Raw genomic sequence first — 15,379 nt, 5'->3', positions numbered from 1 at the left:
CAGGCTGATTCCAGCGCGCGGCGCGCTGCATACCATAGCGTCGCAGTCAGCGGCCACCGTGCCGCGACCCGTATCGGCGGTGCCGGCGCGGACCACAACTAGATTCGGCAACATTGCCTGGGAGGGGAAAATGTCGAACCACAAGCGCAACGCGCTGTCATTGGCGCTGGCCGTCGCACTGTCACCGGTACTCGCATTCGCGCAGTCCACCACGTCCACCACCGCCACCGGCCAGACCGGTTCTGCGGCGACGAACCTGGATGCGGTGCAGGTCACCGGCATCCGCCGCGGCATCGAGAACGCCATCGCGGTGAAGCAGGACGCCACCTCGGTGGTGGAAGTCATTTCCGCAGAAGACATCGGCAAGCTGCCCGATGTCAGCATCGCCGAATCACTTGCGCGCCTGCCCGGCCTGGCCGCCCAACGCGTGGCCGGCCGCGCCCAGGTGATCAGCGTGCGCGGCCTGTCCCCGGACTTCGCCACCACCCTGCTCAATGGCCGCGAAGTGGTCAGCACCGGTGACAACCGCAGCGTCGAGTTCGACCAGTATCCGTCCGAACTGGTCAACGGCGTGACCGTGTACAAGACCCCTGATGCGGCGCTGGTCGGCCAGGGTCTGTCGGGCACCATCGACATGCAGACCGCCCGTCCGCTGAGCTTCCCGGACCGCGTGATCGCGGTCAGCGGCCGTTACCAGAAGAGCTCGCTGGGCGAAGCCGCAGGCGTGGACGAGTTCGGCAACCGCTTCAGCGCCAGCTACATCGACCAGTTCCTCGACAAGACCCTGGGTATTGCCATCGGCTATGCGCACAGCGACAACCCGATCCAGGAGAACCAGGTCGGTCTGTACGAGCCGTGGACCACCGAGAACACCGACAACGGCAACCGCCCGGGCCTGGCACCCGGCGTGGCCTTCAGCGACGGCATCAAGGCGCTGCGCCGCACCGGCAACAACAAGCGCGACGGGCTGATGGCCACCGTGCAGTTCCGCCCGTCCAACAGCTGGACCAGCACGCTGGATGCCTTCCACACCGAAGCCGAACAGATCGACACCGCCAACCAGTTCGAGGTCAACCTCAGCAACTTCAACGGTGGCTACACGCCGGGCCTGCTGATCAGCAATCCGCAGGTGAATGCCGATGGCACCTTCGCCGGTGGGACTGCCAGCGGTGTCTACCCGCTGGTGCGTGGCATGTACAACAAGCGCGAAGACAAGATCGATGCGTTCGGCTGGAACAACGAGTTCACCTTCGGCAACGGCGTCAAGCTGGTGGCCGATGTGAACTACTCCAAGGCCACCCGCGATGAGCTGAACCTGGAAAACAACCTGCAGCTGACCCCGATGCCGCAGCTGGATACGATCGGTCTGGTGGTCAACCCGAACGGTTTCTCGCAGATCACCCCGGGGCTGGACTACTCCAATCCCGATGCGCTGTTCCTGACCAACACCATCTACGGCTCCGGCTACGGCAAGGTGCCCACGGTGGAAGACCGCCTGAAGGGCGCGCGCGTGGCACTTACCCTGCCGGCGCCGGAAGGCCTTTCCTCGGTGTTCGCCGACTTCGACATCGGCGTCAACTATGCCGACCGCCAGAAGGACAAGACCCAGGCCGAGGGCAACATCCTGCTCGGTGCACAGGGCGATGCGAACATCGCCGCCGACCTGCAGCGTGACCGGGTCAACCTGGGCTTCGCCGGCATCGGCTACATCCCGGCCTGGAACGTGCCTGCCGCGGTCGAGCGCTACATGGAATTCAACCCGGTCACCGATCTCGACTACCTGATTCCCAAGTCGTGGACGGTGCAGGAGAAGATCACCACCGCATGGCTGCGCGCCAACATCAACACCGATATCGGCGTGGTCGGCGTGCGCGGCAACATCGGCGTGCAGATGCAGCACGCCGACCAGAGTTCGCAGTCCAATTACTTCGACCGCTCGCGTCCGGCCGGCCAGAACGTGCTGCCGATCGACGCCGGCAAGACCTACAACGACTGGCTGCCGAGCTTGAACCTGGCCTTCATGTTCCCGCACCAGCAGACCCTTCGCTTCGCCGCGGCCAAACAGGTGGCGCGCCCGCGCGTGGACCAGATGCGTGCCGGCCTGGAATTCGGCGTGGACACCGCTACCGGCCGCCCCGGCGGCAGTGGCGGCAACCCGCTGCTGGATCCATGGCGTGCCACCGCGCTGGACCTGTCCTACGAAAAGTACTTCGGTGAACGCGCCTACGTGGCGGCCGCGGTGTTCTACAAGGACCTGAAGAGCTACGTGTACACCCAGTCGGTGGACGACTACGACTTCTCCGATCTGCTGGCCAGCTACGTGCCGCCGCCGGGCATGGTGGCACCGGTGCTGCAGACCGGAACGTTCTCTTCGCCGCAGAACGGCAAGGGCGGTACCCTGCGCGGCCTTGAACTGACCGCTTCGCTGCCGCTGGACATGTTCACCGATGCCCTGCGTGGCTTCGGCGTGCAGGCCAGCGCGACCTTCAACGACAGCGACATCGAGATCCTGGATCCGGAAAGTGCCTCCAGCGTGGGCAGCGATCCGATCGCCCTGCCCGGCCTGTCCGACCGCGTGTACAACTTCACCGCCTACTTCGAACGCAATGGGTTTGAAGCACGCGTGAGCCAGCGCCGTCGTTCGGACTTCATCGGTGAAATCGGCAATTTCAACGGCAACCGCACGCTGCGTTACGTGGTGGGCGAGAACGTGACCGACGCGCAGGTGAGCTACACCTTCAGCGACAGCAGCGCGATGGCCGGCCTGACCCTGCTGCTGCAGGGCACCAACCTGACCAACGAACCGTACCGCACCTATGCGGGCACCACGGATCGCCCGCTGGAATACGTGGAATGGGGCCGCACCTACATGCTGGGCGTGAACTACAAGTTCTGACCCTGCCTCTGCGGGACTGAGCAGAATGGCGCCCTCATGGGCGCCATTTTTTGTTTCCGGCGTGTGGCAAACACCCGTCGTGCCCGGTTCACAGGCCCGCTCAGCCAGCTACCAGCCTGCCATCTTTGTTGCAGACGTGGCGGTCGTGTCGAAGGCTGCACCGGGCAGCGCACACATCACCAGGACTGTCGCGGGATGGTCTTCATGTCGGTTCCGTTCTGCGGCGGGACCCTGCAATCTGCCTTGCCTTGCCTGGCTGACGCTGTCGTCCAGCACAGTTCGCTTCACACCTTGGAACTCGACCAAAAAAAGGGGCGCGACTACTCGGCCGCGCCCCTTCAACTACCACCAACGGAGAAAAACGATCAGTCGATGCGACGTGCGCAGTACACCGCGTGCGCAGGAAGCACCATGTCCACGCCATCGATCGCGCCCGCATCCGGACCCGGCACCTCCACTGCCCGCCACGCCCCTGCGGGTAGCGGGTGACGTACCGGCTGGGAGGACAGATTGAAGGCCAGCAGCAGCCGTTCTTCGCCCAGCGTGCGTTCGAACAGCAGCACCGGCTCGGTACTGTCCAGGAACTGGATGGCACCGTGCATCAGCACCGGCTGCGTGCGTCGCCAGGCCAGGAAGCGGCGGAACGCGGACAGCACCGAATCCGGCTGGGCTTCCTGCACGGCGACTGCGCGCGACTGATGGTCAGCCGGGATCGGCAGCCACGGCGTGCCTGTGGTGAAACCGGCCAACGGCGCATCGCGCCACGGCAATGGGGTCCGGCAGCCATCGCGGCCCTTGAAGTTCGGCCAGAAGGTGATGCCGTAGGGGTCCTGCAGCGCCTCGAACGGGACATCGGCCTCGCCCAGACCGAGCTCCTCGCCCTGGTACAGGCAGATGGAACCGCGCAGCGAACAGAGCATCGCCACCAGCATCCGTGCCAGGCGCGGATCGGCCGGATGCCCGCCCCAGCGGGTCACCGCGCGCTCCACGTCGTGGTTGGAGATGGCCCAGCACGGCCAGCCCTCGGTCATCGCGGTTTCCAGGCGCGACACCGTATCGCGGATATAGGCCGCACTGTAATCATCCACCAGCAGCTCGAAGCTGTACCCCATGTGCAGGCGCTTGGCGGTGGTGTATTCGGCGGTGGTGGCCAGTGAATCCTCCGAGGAAATTTCGCCCAGGCTGACCGCACCCGGATACTGGTCCAGCAACGCGCGCAGTTCTTCCAGGAACGGCAGGTTCTCCGGCTGGGTATTGTTGAAGTAGTGATACTGGTAGGCGTATGGATTGTCCGGACTGAAACCGCGGCCGACGCGCTTGTCCGCCGGCTTCGGCGGATTGTCACGCAGCTGCCGGTCATGGAAGCAGAAATTGATCGCATCCAGGCGGAAACCATCCACCCCGCGATCCAGCCAGAACCGCACGTTGTCCAGCGTGGCCTTCTGCACCGCCGGATTATGGAAATTCAGGTCCGGCTGGTCGGCCAGGAAGTTGTGCAGGAAGTATTGCTCGCGCCGCGGCTCCCACTGCCACGCCACGCCACCGAACAGCGACATCCAGTTGTTCGGCGCGGTGCCGTCCTCGCGCGGGTCGGCCCAGACATACCAGTCCGCCTTCGGATTGGTGCGGTCCTGGCGGCTCTCGCGGAACCAGTCGTGTTCGATCGAGGTATGGCTCAACACCTGGTCGATCATCACCTTCAGGCCCAGCGCATGCGCCTTGGCCAGCAGCCGGTCGAAATCGTCCAGGGTGCCGAACAGCGGATCCACGTCGCGGTAATCGGCGATGTCATAGCCGAAGTCGGCCATCGGCGATCTGAAGAACGGCGAGATCCAGATCGCGTCCACGCCGAGCGCGGCGATGTAGTCCAGGCGGTCGATGATGCCCGGCAGGTCGCCGACTCCATCGCCGTTGGCATCGAGGAAACTGCGCGGGTAGATCTGGTAGATGACGGCGCCGCGCCACCATGGCGTATTGGACATCAGGCCCCCCTCCGGGCTCTGTTGGCCCCTGCGGAAACACGGGCCGGAATGCAGCGATGGAAGCTTAGCCTCGGGCCCTGTGGCGTGGTGCTGCCTGCATACGTATTCACGGCAACCGGTGCCTTCACCGGTCCATCCGGCGGCCACCAGCGCCGTGTCCAGGCCGGCATGCGCCCGAATTCACGGCCAGCGCCTATAATCGGCGGCGAGCCTTGAAGCCAGACCGCATGACCATCATCGAAGACACCCGTGCCGCCCTGGGCCTGCCCCAGATCCAGACGCTTGCCGCCGACGACATGGCCGCCGTCGATGCCCTGATCCGGTGCCGGCTTGCTTCGGACGTGGTGCTGATCAACCAGATCGCCGACCACATCATTTCCGCCGGCGGCAAGCGCCTGCGCCCGATGCTGGTGATGCTGGCCGGCCGCGCGGTCGGCGGCGCCGGCCCGGAACACCACCAGCTGGCGGCGATCATCGAGTTCATCCACACCTCTACGCTGCTGCACGACGACGTGGTGGACGAATCCAGCCTGCGTCGTGGTCGCAGCACCGCCAACGCGCTGTGGGGCAACGCGCCCAGCGTGCTGGTGGGTGATTTCCTGTATTCGCGCAGCTTCCAGCTGATGGTGGAACTGGACCGCATGCCGGTCATGCGGATCCTGGCCGACACCACCAACCGCATCGCCGAAGGCGAAGTGCTGCAGCTGCTGCACGTACATAACCCCGATACCGACGAGGCCGCCTACCTGCGCGTGATCGAGCGCAAGACCGCGGTGCTGTTCGCCGCCGGCACCCGCCTGGGCGCGCTGGCCAGCGGGGTGGAAGAGGCCACCCAGCAGGCGCTGTATGACTATGGCATGGCGCTGGGCTACGCGTTCCAGATTGCCGATGATGTGCTGGATTACTCGGCCAACGCCGAAGAACTGGGCAAGAACCTGGGCGATGACCTGGCCGAAGGCAAGGCCACCCTGCCGCTCATCCACGCCATGGTCCATTCGGACGAGGCGACCCGCCAGCGCCTGCGCAGCATCGTGCAGGACGGTGATGCCAGCGCGATGCCCGAGGTGCTGGCCGCGATCCACGCCACCGGCGGGCTGGCCTACAGCCGCAACCGCGCCGAGGAATACGCCGCAGCCGCCGAGCGGGCATTGGACGGCCTGGCCGACAACGATGCGGTAGCCGCCCTGCGCGGTCTGGCCCGCTACGCCGTCAGCCGCAGCCATTAACGTTCAAAAAAGGGGACGGAGGGGATTAAGTCGCAATTGGCCACAAGGCGGCCAATTGCGACTTAATCCCCTCCGTCCCCTTTTTTACAGGCCGATGCCGGGAATGGCGCTGATCAGGTCCGGGTCGAAACCCGCCAGCTCGGCGAAGTGACGGCCACGGGCGACGTAATCGCGGTACACGCCATAGCTGGGTGCGCCGGGTGACAGCAGCACCACCCCGCCCGCATCGCCGAGTGCAGCGCGTGCCAGCGTCATCGCCTCGGCAAGGTCCTGGGCGGCGTGCAGGCCGAAGCGGCCGGCCTCGGCCAGCGGCTGCAGCAACGCGTTGATGCGCGGCCCGTTGGCGCCCATGGTGATGATCTCCAGCGGCGGTTGGTCGTGTGCCATGTGCTGGACGAAGTCACTCCAGTCCAGCCCGCGGTCGTGCCCGCCCACCAGCAGCGCGATGCGCTGCCCGGCAAAACAGTCCAGCGCGGCCAGGCTTGCGTGCGGGGTGGTGCTGATCGAATCGTTGACGTAGACCACGCCCTCGCGCGCGCCGATGCGCTGCAGCCGGTTGGGCAGCGGCCGGAACGACTGCACCGCCGGCGCCAGCGCCACCGCGTCCAGCCCCAGCGCCTCGATGGCCGCCAGCACGGCGCACAGGTTGCCGCGGTTGTGCCGCCCCGGCAGCGGCGTATCGCTGCTGTCGAACACCGGCTGTCCGCCGCGGTGCACGATGTCGCCGCGCATGTGCCAGCCGCTCGGCTGGTTGAACCAGATCACCTCGCTGTCCGGCAGGGACAGTGCAGCAAGGTGCGGATCAGCCGCGTTGAGCACCGCGATGCGCGGCGCGCCTTCGGTGACCAGCGCCAGCTTGTCCTGGATGTAGCGCTGTTGGCTGCCATGCCAGTCCAGGTGCTCCGGGAAGAGGTTCAGCACCACCGCGACCTGCGGGTGCGCCCCGCTGCGGGCGACCTCGCGAGTCTGGTAACTGGACAGTTCCACTGCCCAGTAATCCGGTGCCGGCTGCGGATCCAGCACCTCCAGCAGCGGCAGCCCGATGTTACCCACCAGGCCGGTGCGATGCCCCGCAGCGCGCAACAGGTGCGCCAGCAGCGAAGTCGTCGTGCTCTTGCCCTTGGTGCCGGTGATGCAGATCGCGTTGCCTACCGTGCCATCGTCCGCCGCATGTTCGGCGAACCACAGCGCGGTGCCGCCGATGAACTGCGTGCCCTGCGCCAGTGCGGCCTGTGCCACCGGCAGGTACGGGCTGATGCCGGGCGATTTGATCACCACGTCGAAGCCGGCCAGCAGCTCCGCGCTGGGCTCTCCGCGGACATCCAGCGTGCCGCCGGCCTGTGCCCGCGCCGCATCCACTTCGGCGGCCGGGCAGAACAGGGTCAGCGGCAGCGCCGGCAATCGCGCGCGCAGTACCGCATGCGCCGCACGTCCCTCACGGCCCCAGCCCCACAAGGCGACCCGCCTTCCCTCAAGCTGCGAAATCTTCACGCACCCGCTCCCACAACCCGGCCGGGATGCGATGCTCGCCCTGCAGTTCCAGCATCGGCTCCAGCGCCAGCTCGGCCAGATCCAGCTGCGGCAGGATCTCGTTGCAGAAGCGCTTCACCAGCGCGTCTTCCTTCCAGTCCGGACGGGTGGCCAGGGTGGCCATTGCCGCGCGCGACTCCTTGCCCTCGCCCACGCATTCAAACGGCTTGTGGTCCTGGAATTCCAGCAGGGCATCGAAGCCACCGGCCTGGTCCAGGTCATCCAGCAGGTTGCGGCCGAAGATGCGCACCAGCCGCGCCTTGGACATGAACGGTGCGAGCGCCAGGAACACGAAGTGGCACTTCGGGCATACGCCACACCAGCGGTTCACCGGGCGCTCGCCAAGGATGTGGAAGTTGCGGTTGCAGCTGGAGAAATGCGCGTCGTAGAAATCGGTCTTGGCGAACTGCCGCGCCACGGCCAGCTCGGACATCGGCCGCAGCAGCGAGTAATACTGCAGGTCGGCGGCGACGTAGCGCTGCACGTGGCGGCCGAAGGCCTGTTCAAACGCCCAGCCCTTGGACCACTGATGGTTGACCTCGCCGGTGCCGGGGATCTGGCTGCCATAGCTGGCCGAACGTTCATTGGAAAACACCACCTGGTCCACGCCCTGCAGCAGCGCGGCCAGCACCATGATGGCCGAGTTCACCGCAGTCACCGGGATGTGCCCGTTCCAGGCACCTTGGCGGTTGAGCTCGAACAGTTCCGGTGCCAGCGCGCGGCCGAGGTTGAGGATCGGCAGGCCGGTACGCTCCGCGCAGGCGCGGATCAACTGCGAACCCCCGATCCAGGTGACCGTCTCCTCCACGCCGGCACGGCGCAGCGCTTCGATGCTGACCAGCGAATCCTTGCCGCCGCCGATAGCCACCAGCGCATGGGACTGCAGGCCGAGCGTCGGCGCCGGCGAGACCTCGCCGGCCACCGGCAGGCGGAAGCGCCCGCGCAGGTTCAGGCCGTTGCGGTAGGCGAACTCGCCGAGTCCGTGCAGGTAGATGCTTTCCACCAGCGCTGCGGTTTCCGCGTCGATCGCGTAGCCCTCGATGGCCACCGTGTCCGGCACGCCCGCCTTGTAGTAACTCACCCCGGCGATCAGGTGCAGCAGCTGCAGCGCGCGTTGCACGGCCGCAGCGCGTTCCGGCGACAGATTGAACGGGGCGCCGGGCACGGTGATGGTTTCCACCATCTCCGGGCCGTGGTCGAAGGCGTAGACCAGGCGCGCCACGCCGGTGTCGGCTGCGAAATCGCAGCGCACGAAGCGGAAGCAGGCAACCTGGTGTTTATCGAAAGCAGTCATGGGGTATCCGGATCAGGCACGTTTGCGTGCAGGCACGCAGGCGGTGTTGGCAGGCGGGTGATGCACGGCGCTGTGCGCCAGCGCGGAGAAAGCGGTCCTCATTCCAGGATGTCCTCGCGCGGCATCGCACGCTGGTTGTAGGTACTGGCCATCACGTAGCCGTAGGCACCGGCGTCGGCCACCACCATCACATCATCCGGTGCGGTGGTCGCCGGCAGCTTGCGGCGCTTGCCGAACACATCGCTGGACTCGCAGATCGGCCCGACCACGTCGAACGCGGCTTCGGCGTAGCCGCCCTGCCGGCTCAGGTTTTCGATGTCATGCCAAGCGTCGTACAGCGCCGGACGGATCAGCGTGTTCATGCCGGCATCCAGGCCGACGCGGCGCACGCCTTCCTTCTCCACCACCTGGGTGCAGCGGGTCAGCAGTACGCCCGATTCGGCCACAAGATAACGGCCCGGTTCGATCGCCAGGCGGAAGGCTGGATGCACCGCCTTGACCTCGGCCAGGCCTTCGGCCCAGGCCTCCAGATCGAACGGCTCGTCTTCCTCGCTGTACGGAATCGGCATGCCGCCGCCGATGTCGATGGTCTGCACGGTGCCGATGCGGCGGGCGAAACCGGCCAGTTCATCGCACATCAGGCGCCAGTGCTGCGCCGTTTCCACGCCGCTGCCCAGGTGAGCGTGCAGGCCGACGATGGTGGTGCCCAGCTCGGTGGCCACGCGCACGAACTCATCCACGCGTGCCATCGGCAGGCCGAACTTGGATTCCTTGCCGCCAGTGCGCACCTTGGCGTGGTGGCCTTCGCCACGACCCAGGTCCACGCGCAGCCACAGTTCACGGTTGCGGAACAGGTCCGGCCAGCGCTGCAGGGCTTCCACGTTGTCCACGGTGACGGTAACACCGAGCGCGAACGCCGCTTCGAATTCCTCGCGCGGGCAGAAGCTGGGGGTGAACAGCACGCGCCGGGGCGACAGTCCCGGCAGCACGTTGAACACGTGCTTCAGCTCACCGTGGGATACACACTCCAGACCGAAGCCCTCCGCTTCCAGCGTTTCCAGGATGGCAGGATGGCTGTTGGCCTTGATCGCGTAATAACGCTGGTCGATCGGGGTGATCGCGGCCAGTGCGCGGGCGCGGGCGCGCACCGTGGGCAGATGGTAGACATAGCGCGGTGTGCCGGCTTCGGCCAACTGCAGCAGGTGCGCACGCTGGCCCCGCCACCACGGCGTGCCGCGCGGGCGCACGGTGCCGGCGATCTCGCGCCAGCGCGGACCGAACACCGCCGTTTCTTCCACCGGCATGGCACCGCTGTCGATCAGCTCGGCGTGCAGGATCGGCAGCAGCCCGTCGGCGTCGGCCTCATCGATGACGAAGGTCAGGTTGAGGTCGTTGGACGACTGCGAAATCATGTGCACGCGCTCGCGGCCGAACGTCGCCCACACATCCGACAGCTTGTGCAGCAGCGAGCGCATGCCGCGGCCGACCAGGGTGATCGCCGCGCAGGGCACGATGATCTTGACCTTGCAGATCTGCGACAGGTCGGCCGACAGCGCTGACAACACATCGGTATTGACCAGGTTCTCGGACGGATCCAGCGACACGGTCACGTTGGTTTCGGCCGAACCGATCAGGTCCACCGACAGCCCATGCTTCTTGAACAGGCCGAACACATCGGCCAGGAAGCCAACCTGCTGCCACATGCCGATGCCTTCCATCGACACCAGCACGATGCCGTTGCGGCGGCTGATCGCCTTCACCCCCGGCACCGGCGCGGCGCTGCCGTCGATGCTGGTACCCGGCAGTTCGGGGCGCTCGGTATCCAGGATGGCCATCGGCACGCCGGCATCGCGGCACGGCTTGATCGAGCGCGGATGCAGCACCTTGGCGCCGGTGGTGGCGATTTCCTGCGCTTCGTAATAGTCCAGCCGGGTCAGCAGGCGGGCGTCGGGCACATCCTTCGGATTGGCGCTGAACATGCCGGGGACGTCGGTCCAGATCTCCACGCGGCTGGCGCCGAGCAGCGCACCGAAGTACGCCGCCGAGGTATCCGAACCGCCCCGGCCGAGGATCGCGGTGCCGCCGTCGGCGTGGCGCGCGATGAAGCCCTGGGTGATCAGCAGGCGGGTCGGCTGCGCACGGAAGCGCTGCGCCCACGCGTCATCGGATTTCCACTGGCAGTTCACCGAAAGGCGCTGCGACCACGGGCTCTGGTTGGGCAGCGGCGGCAGCGCATCCAGCCACTGCCGCGCATCCATCCAGCCCATGTCCAGGCCGTTCTGGTGCAGGTAGGCGGCACCGATGCTGGACGACAGCAGTTCGCCCTGGCCCAGCACTTCGGCCTGCCAGTCCAGCGTGCGGCCAGCACCGCGCGCATCGTCGAGCAGCGCCTGCAGCGCCGCCAGGCGCTCGGCCAGCACCGCGCGCGGCAGCTCCAGTTCGTCCAGGAAGGCCTGGTGGCGTTCGACCAGCGCGGCCACGCGCTCACGGCTGTCGGCCGCGCCATCGGCGATGGCGGTCAGTTCGTTGGTCACCCCGGACAGCGCCGAGACCACCACCAGCACGCGCGAGCCGGTCTCTTCCGCACGTTTTTTCGCCAGTTTCCCGATCGTGTCCCAGCGATGGCGACGCGACACCGAAGTGCCGCCGAACTTGAGGACGATCCAGCGATCGACAGGGGAAGAAACTGGCATGTAAGTATTCTGGTTATGGTGGGGAGGCCGCCCGCAAGGAGCGGAACCCCCGATTCTAAGCCCAAGACGCCGCCCATGACCGCTCACCGCTACCTTCAGCTTGATGTCTTCGCCCCCCGCCCCGGCACCGGCAACCCGCTGGGGGTGGTGTTCGACGCCGACAACCTGTCCCCCGGGGCCATGCAGGCCCTCGCCGCGTGGCTGAACCTGTCCGAGACGGTGTTCTTCGTGGCCCCCACCGCGCCGGGTGCGGATTACCACATCCGCATCTTCACCCCCGCCAGCGAGCTGCCCTTCGCCGGCCACCCCAGCGTGGGTGCGGCCTGGGCGGCGGTGACCGGCGGCCTGGCGATTCCGCGCAATGGCGCGCTGCTGCAGCAGTGCGCGGCCGGCTTGCTGCCGGTGCGGGTGGAGGGCCCACACACGGCGCCGACCGTCCACCTGGCCAGCCCCACCGCCCGCCGCTGCGTGGTGGATCCCGGTGAGCTGCCGGCCAGCCTGCACGCCCTGGGCGGACCGGCGCAGACCGCGGAACTGTGGGACAACGGTCCGCGCTGGTGGCTGCTGGCTGCGCGCGATGCCGCTGCGGTGCGTGGCCTGCGGCCGGACATGGGCGAGCTGCGCGACTGGACCAACGCCACCGAGGCCACGGGCGTGGCGATATACGCGCCGGAGCACGCTGACGGCCACGACCTGGTGGTGCGCGCGTTCTGTCCTGGCGATGCGGTGAACGTGCCCGAAGACCCGGTGACCGGCAGCGCCAATGCACTGATTGCCAGCGTGCTGGCCCAACGCCGCCAGTTGCCCGGCCGCGATGGCCGTTACATCGCCAGCCAGGGCCGCGAGGTCGGTCGCGACGGCCGTGTGCACCTGTACGTGGACGACGCTGGGGTGGCATGGATCGGCGGGCAGGTGCAGCCGGTCATCGAGGGCACGGTGCACTGGTAAGCTGCGCGACCCCGTTACGGAGCCCGCCGATGACCACCCGCCGTTTCCTGCAGCTGGACGTATTTTCGCCTTCGCCGGGCGCCGGCAATCCGCTTGCCGTGGTGCTCGATGCGCAGGGCCTGGACGACGCCAGCATGCAGGCCATCGCCCGCTGGACCCGGCTGCCGGAGACCACCTTCGTGTTCCCTCCGGAGGATGCAGCAGGCAGTTATCGCCTGCGGATGTTCAGCCCGCAGAAGGAAGTCCCGTTCGCTGGCCACCCCAGTATCGGCACCGCACATGCGGTGCTGGAAGCGGCACTGGCCGTGCCGGTCGACGGGCTGCTGGTGCAGGAGGGGATTGCGGGGATGCTGCCGCTGCGCGTGGAAGGCGATGGCCTGCACCGCACGATCGCCATCCGTACGCCGCGCGCTTCGGTCGCCGAGGTCGCCGAGCCCACCGATCCGCGGCTGACCAGCGCCCTGCAGGGATGGCCACTGGGCACCCTCCCGCCCGCCCGCATGCAGGGCGGGCGCAGCTGGTGGGTGGTCGAGTTGACGGACGAAACAACGCTGCGCGCGCTGCAGCCCGACTGGAACGCGGTTGCGGCACTGGCGGAGTCCACTGACAGCATGGGGGTGTTCGCGTATGCGCGCTGCAGCGAACAGCCCTGGGATCTGGCCGTGCGTGCCTTCGTCGGCAACGGCAGGCGCTTCGAGGATGCTGCCTCCGGTGCGGCCAACGCGGTGCTGGCGGCATGGCTGGACGATCGCGGTGCACTGCCCGGCGGACGTCGTGACTATGTGGTCAGCCAAGGCCGGGAGGTCGGCCACGACGCACGCCTGCACCTGCATGTGGATGCAGAAGGCGAAGTGTGGTCCGGTGGCCAGGTGCAGACGATCATCCGCGGCACGATTGATTGGTAGGCGGAAACGGGACGGCCAGCGGCCGTCCCTACCGCGTCTGCTACGTCAGAGCAGGGTGGCTTCCAGTGTTACCGGTACCGCGCTGAGTGCCTTGGACACCGGGCAGTTCTGCTTGGCGTCGTCGGCGATGGCGCGGAACTTCTCCGCCTCGATTCCCGGCACCTTGGCCTTGACCTTCAGCGTGATCTGCGAAAGCTGCGGGCCGCCTTCCATCGACAGGTCGACCTGGGCTTCGGTGTCCAACGCCTCCGGCGGGAAGCCGGCTTCAGTCAGCTTGGCCGACAGCGCCATGGTGAAGCAGCCGGCGTGCGCGGCGGCGATCAGTTCTTCCGGGTTGGTGCCCTTCTCATCACCGAAGCGGCTGCTGAAGGCGTAGCGGGTGCTGTCCAGCAGGCCGCTCTGCGGCGTGCTCAACTGTCCCTTGCCGGTCTTCAGGTCACCTTCCCAGTGCGCGGTGGCGCGGCGTGAAATACCCATTGTGCAGCTCCTTCGGTTGAGTTCGGGACTTACCGTACGCAGGCCCGCGTTAGCGTCGCGTCGCTCTGCTGCGACGCGATGGCGCACGCCGTGCCGACGAACGGCCAGCATCCGCTCGCGCATTCCCCGGCGCGGGCGGAAAAGCGGATTTTTCCCTTCCAATTCCACGGCTTCAGTGCAACGAGCGCGGCCGAGCTGGGCGCCATGACCCCGACAAAGGTCGAGTGACAGCGAAAAAAGCAGGCTTTTCCGCGTATAACCTATTGGCGGCGCGGTGTAGTTGCCCTACATTGCGCTTGCCGACGGGGTCGGCACGACCAAACAACCAACCGTTCACGGAACAGGAAACCATGGCAAAGACCGCTAAGAAGGCTGCCCCGAAGAAGGCAGTAAAGAAAGTCGCTACCAAGGCAGCCGCCAAGCCGGCCGCGCCGAAGCCGATCAAGGACGTGCTGACCAAGTCCGGCCTGGTTGCACACATCGCTGAAGCGTCCGGCGTGGTCGCCAAGGACGTGCGCGCGGTGCTGGCCTCGCTGGAAACCGCCGTTGCCTCTTCGGTGCACAAGAAGGGCGCGGGCAGCTTCACCTTGCCGGGCCTGCTGAAGATCACCACCGTCAGCGTCGCCGCCAAGCCGAAGCGCAAGGGCATCAACCCCTTCACCAAGGAAGAGCAGTGGTTCGCCGCCAAGCCGGCCACCACCAAGCTCAAGGTGCGCCCGCTGAAGAAGCTCAAGGACGCCGCGCTCTGATCGCGTAGGCATACCGGGTTTCAACTCGCGAACGGGACGGCTGATGGCCGTCCCGTTCGTTTTTGCGGCCTCGCGTGGGGGTCGCAACACAGTGTGCCGTTGCCAGCCGATATCGCGCAGCCGCGCGTCAGGCGCTGCCCTGCAACGCGCCGCAGCCGGTTGCAACGGCCCGCCTGCGGGACAATGGAACACTGCGTGCAGCCGGCCTGGTCGTAGTCCCTGCGTGGCAGCCCTATGGTGGATGCATCCCCCAATGGACGCCCGCCATGGCCAGCCCTTCCACCCGCTACCGCCTCACCGTCACGCCGATCGAAAAAGACGGCTTGCCGTGCAGCGGCCGCTGCACCATCGAAGTGGAGCATCGTGCACAGCGTGACTGGATGCGCCTGCTCGAAGGTGCTCCGCGGCTGGCTGGCTTCAGTGGCGACGAACGTGCGGCGGTGTTGATCGCCGCACAGATCCTGCGCGATGTCGTGCAGCGCCACGCCGACGAACCCAACCATCCGCTGGCCGCCCACGCGGTGAAGCTCGACACGGCGCTGGACGCCTTGGACAGCCTGCACGGCGCTGCGTGAGGTGTTTGGGCAACGGCAACTGCAACGTCACAAGCTGCAGGACTGCTTGTGGGCGGGGGGGGGGGGGGGGGGGGGGGGGGGGGGGGGGGGGGGGGGGGGGGGCG

12 protein-coding genes are annotated in these 15,379 nt (G+C 67.0%); 7 read left to right on the top strand and 5 right to left on the bottom strand.

The window, feature by feature from the left end:
• Positions 1–130: 130 nt before the first annotated feature.
• Positions 131–2,896, top strand: a complete 2,766-nt coding sequence (locus H9654_RS11505; protein ID WP_191770949.1) for a TonB-dependent receptor — start codon at positions 131–133, stop codon at positions 2,894–2,896.
• 365 nt (positions 2,897–3,261) lie between these two features.
• Here the strand turns inward: H9654_RS11505 and H9654_RS11500 are convergent, their stop codons facing one another.
• Positions 3,262–4,878 carry an alpha-glucosidase family protein gene (locus tag H9654_RS11500; protein WP_191770948.1) on the bottom strand — a complete coding sequence of 539 codons (1,617 nt, stop codon included), beginning with the start codon at positions 4,876–4,878 and terminating at the stop codon, positions 3,262–3,264.
• 227 nt (positions 4,879–5,105) lie between these two features.
• Here H9654_RS11500 and H9654_RS11495 point away from each other — a divergent pair, with 227 nt between their 5' ends.
• A complete protein-coding gene (locus H9654_RS11495; protein ID WP_191770947.1) occupies positions 5,106–6,104 on the top strand; it encodes a polyprenyl synthetase family protein in 999 nt (332 codons plus the stop codon).
• 84 nt (positions 6,105–6,188) lie between these two features.
• Here the strand turns inward: H9654_RS11495 and murD are convergent, their stop codons facing one another.
• The 3 genes from murD to H9654_RS11480 all read right to left on the bottom strand — a co-directional run bounded on the left by murD (position 6,189) and on the right by H9654_RS11480 (position 11,621).
• Positions 6,189–7,595 carry a UDP-N-acetylmuramoyl-L-alanine--D-glutamate ligase gene (gene murD / locus H9654_RS11490; protein ID WP_191770946.1) on the bottom strand — a complete coding sequence of 469 codons (1,407 nt, stop codon included), beginning with the start codon at positions 7,593–7,595 and terminating at the stop codon, positions 6,189–6,191.
• A complete protein-coding gene (murL, locus tag H9654_RS11485; protein WP_191770945.1) occupies positions 7,576–8,928 on the bottom strand; it encodes a UDP-N-acetyl-alpha-D-muramoyl-L-alanyl-L-glutamate epimerase in 1,353 nt (450 codons plus the stop codon). The genes murD and murL overlap by 20 nt, the downstream gene beginning before the upstream one ends.
• A gap of 98 nt (positions 8,929–9,026) precedes the next feature.
• Positions 9,027–11,621 carry a bifunctional aspartate kinase/diaminopimelate decarboxylase gene (locus tag H9654_RS11480; RefSeq protein WP_191770944.1) on the bottom strand — a complete coding sequence of 865 codons (2,595 nt, stop codon included), beginning with the start codon at positions 11,619–11,621 and terminating at the stop codon, positions 9,027–9,029.
• A gap of 75 nt (positions 11,622–11,696) precedes the next feature.
• Here H9654_RS11480 and H9654_RS11475 point away from each other — a divergent pair, with 75 nt between their 5' ends.
• Entirely contained in the window at positions 11,697–12,569 is an 873-nt protein-coding gene (locus H9654_RS11475) for a PhzF family phenazine biosynthesis protein (protein ID WP_191770943.1), read from the top strand.
• Positions 12,570–12,598: 29 nt separating this feature from the next.
• A complete protein-coding gene (locus H9654_RS11470; RefSeq protein ID WP_191770942.1) occupies positions 12,599–13,474 on the top strand; it encodes a PhzF family phenazine biosynthesis protein in 876 nt (291 codons plus the stop codon).
• Between the two features lie 45 nt (positions 13,475–13,519).
• Here H9654_RS11470 and H9654_RS11465 read toward each other — a convergent pair whose 3' ends face one another.
• Positions 13,520–13,951 carry an OsmC family protein gene (locus H9654_RS11465; RefSeq protein WP_191770941.1) on the bottom strand — a complete coding sequence of 144 codons (432 nt, stop codon included), beginning with the start codon at positions 13,949–13,951 and terminating at the stop codon, positions 13,520–13,522.
• Between the two features lie 78 nt (positions 13,952–14,029).
• Here H9654_RS11465 and H9654_RS11460 point away from each other — a divergent pair, with 78 nt between their 5' ends.
• The 3 genes from H9654_RS11460 (at position 14,030) to H9654_RS11450 (ending at position 15,275) form a co-directional block, all read left to right on the top strand.
• Positions 14,030–14,179 (top strand): hypothetical protein, encoded by a 150-nt coding sequence (locus tag H9654_RS11460; RefSeq protein ID WP_191770940.1) that lies wholly within the window; start codon positions 14,030–14,032, stop codon positions 14,177–14,179.
• Between the two features lie 122 nt (positions 14,180–14,301).
• Positions 14,302–14,700, top strand: coding sequence for an HU family DNA-binding protein (locus tag H9654_RS11455; protein WP_042612716.1), 399 nt, complete (start codon positions 14,302–14,304; stop codon positions 14,698–14,700).
• Between the two features lie 266 nt (positions 14,701–14,966).
• Positions 14,967–15,275: a DUF3861 family protein gene (locus H9654_RS11450; RefSeq protein ID WP_191770939.1), complete on the top strand. Its 309-nt coding sequence runs from the start codon at positions 14,967–14,969 to the stop codon at positions 15,273–15,275.
• Positions 15,276–15,379 lie beyond the last annotated feature (104 nt).

The sequence above is a fragment of the Stenotrophomonas lacuserhaii genome (assembly GCF_014836545.1).
Taxonomy (GTDB): Bacteria; Pseudomonadota; Gammaproteobacteria; order Xanthomonadales; family Xanthomonadaceae; genus Stenotrophomonas; species Stenotrophomonas lacuserhaii.
The sequence above is the reverse complement of the archived record's forward strand: the minus strand, read 5'-3'. Positions and strand labels throughout refer to the sequence as shown.

What these genes read in the sequence shown, in the direction of transcription:
- H9654_RS11505 (WP_191770949.1), top strand. Translation starts at nt 131, where the DNA reads ATGTCGAACCACAAGCGCAACGCGCTGTCATTGGCGCTGGCCGTCGCA.
- H9654_RS11500 (WP_191770948.1), bottom strand. Translation starts at nt 4,878, where the DNA reads ATGTCCAATACGCCATGGTGGCGCGGCGCCGTCATCTACCAGATCTAC.
- H9654_RS11495 (WP_191770947.1), top strand. Translation starts at nt 5,106, where the DNA reads ATGACCATCATCGAAGACACCCGTGCCGCCCTGGGCCTGCCCCAGATC.
- murL (WP_191770945.1), bottom strand. Translation starts at nt 8,928, where the DNA reads ATGACTGCTTTCGATAAACACCAGGTTGCCTGCTTCCGCTTCGTGCGC.
- H9654_RS11480 (WP_191770944.1), bottom strand. Translation starts at nt 11,621, where the DNA reads ATGCCAGTTTCTTCCCCTGTCGATCGCTGGATCGTCCTCAAGTTCGGC.
- H9654_RS11475 (WP_191770943.1), top strand. Translation starts at nt 11,697, where the DNA reads ATGACCGCTCACCGCTACCTTCAGCTTGATGTCTTCGCCCCCCGCCCC.
- H9654_RS11470 (WP_191770942.1), top strand. Translation starts at nt 12,599, where the DNA reads ATGACCACCCGCCGTTTCCTGCAGCTGGACGTATTTTCGCCTTCGCCG.
- H9654_RS11465 (WP_191770941.1), bottom strand. Translation starts at nt 13,951, where the DNA reads ATGGGTATTTCACGCCGCGCCACCGCGCACTGGGAAGGTGACCTGAAG.
- H9654_RS11460 (WP_191770940.1), top strand. Translation starts at nt 14,030, where the DNA reads ATGGCGCACGCCGTGCCGACGAACGGCCAGCATCCGCTCGCGCATTCC.
- H9654_RS11455 (WP_042612716.1), top strand. Translation starts at nt 14,302, where the DNA reads ATGGCAAAGACCGCTAAGAAGGCTGCCCCGAAGAAGGCAGTAAAGAAA.
- H9654_RS11450 (WP_191770939.1), top strand. Translation starts at nt 14,967, where the DNA reads ATGGCCAGCCCTTCCACCCGCTACCGCCTCACCGTCACGCCGATCGAA.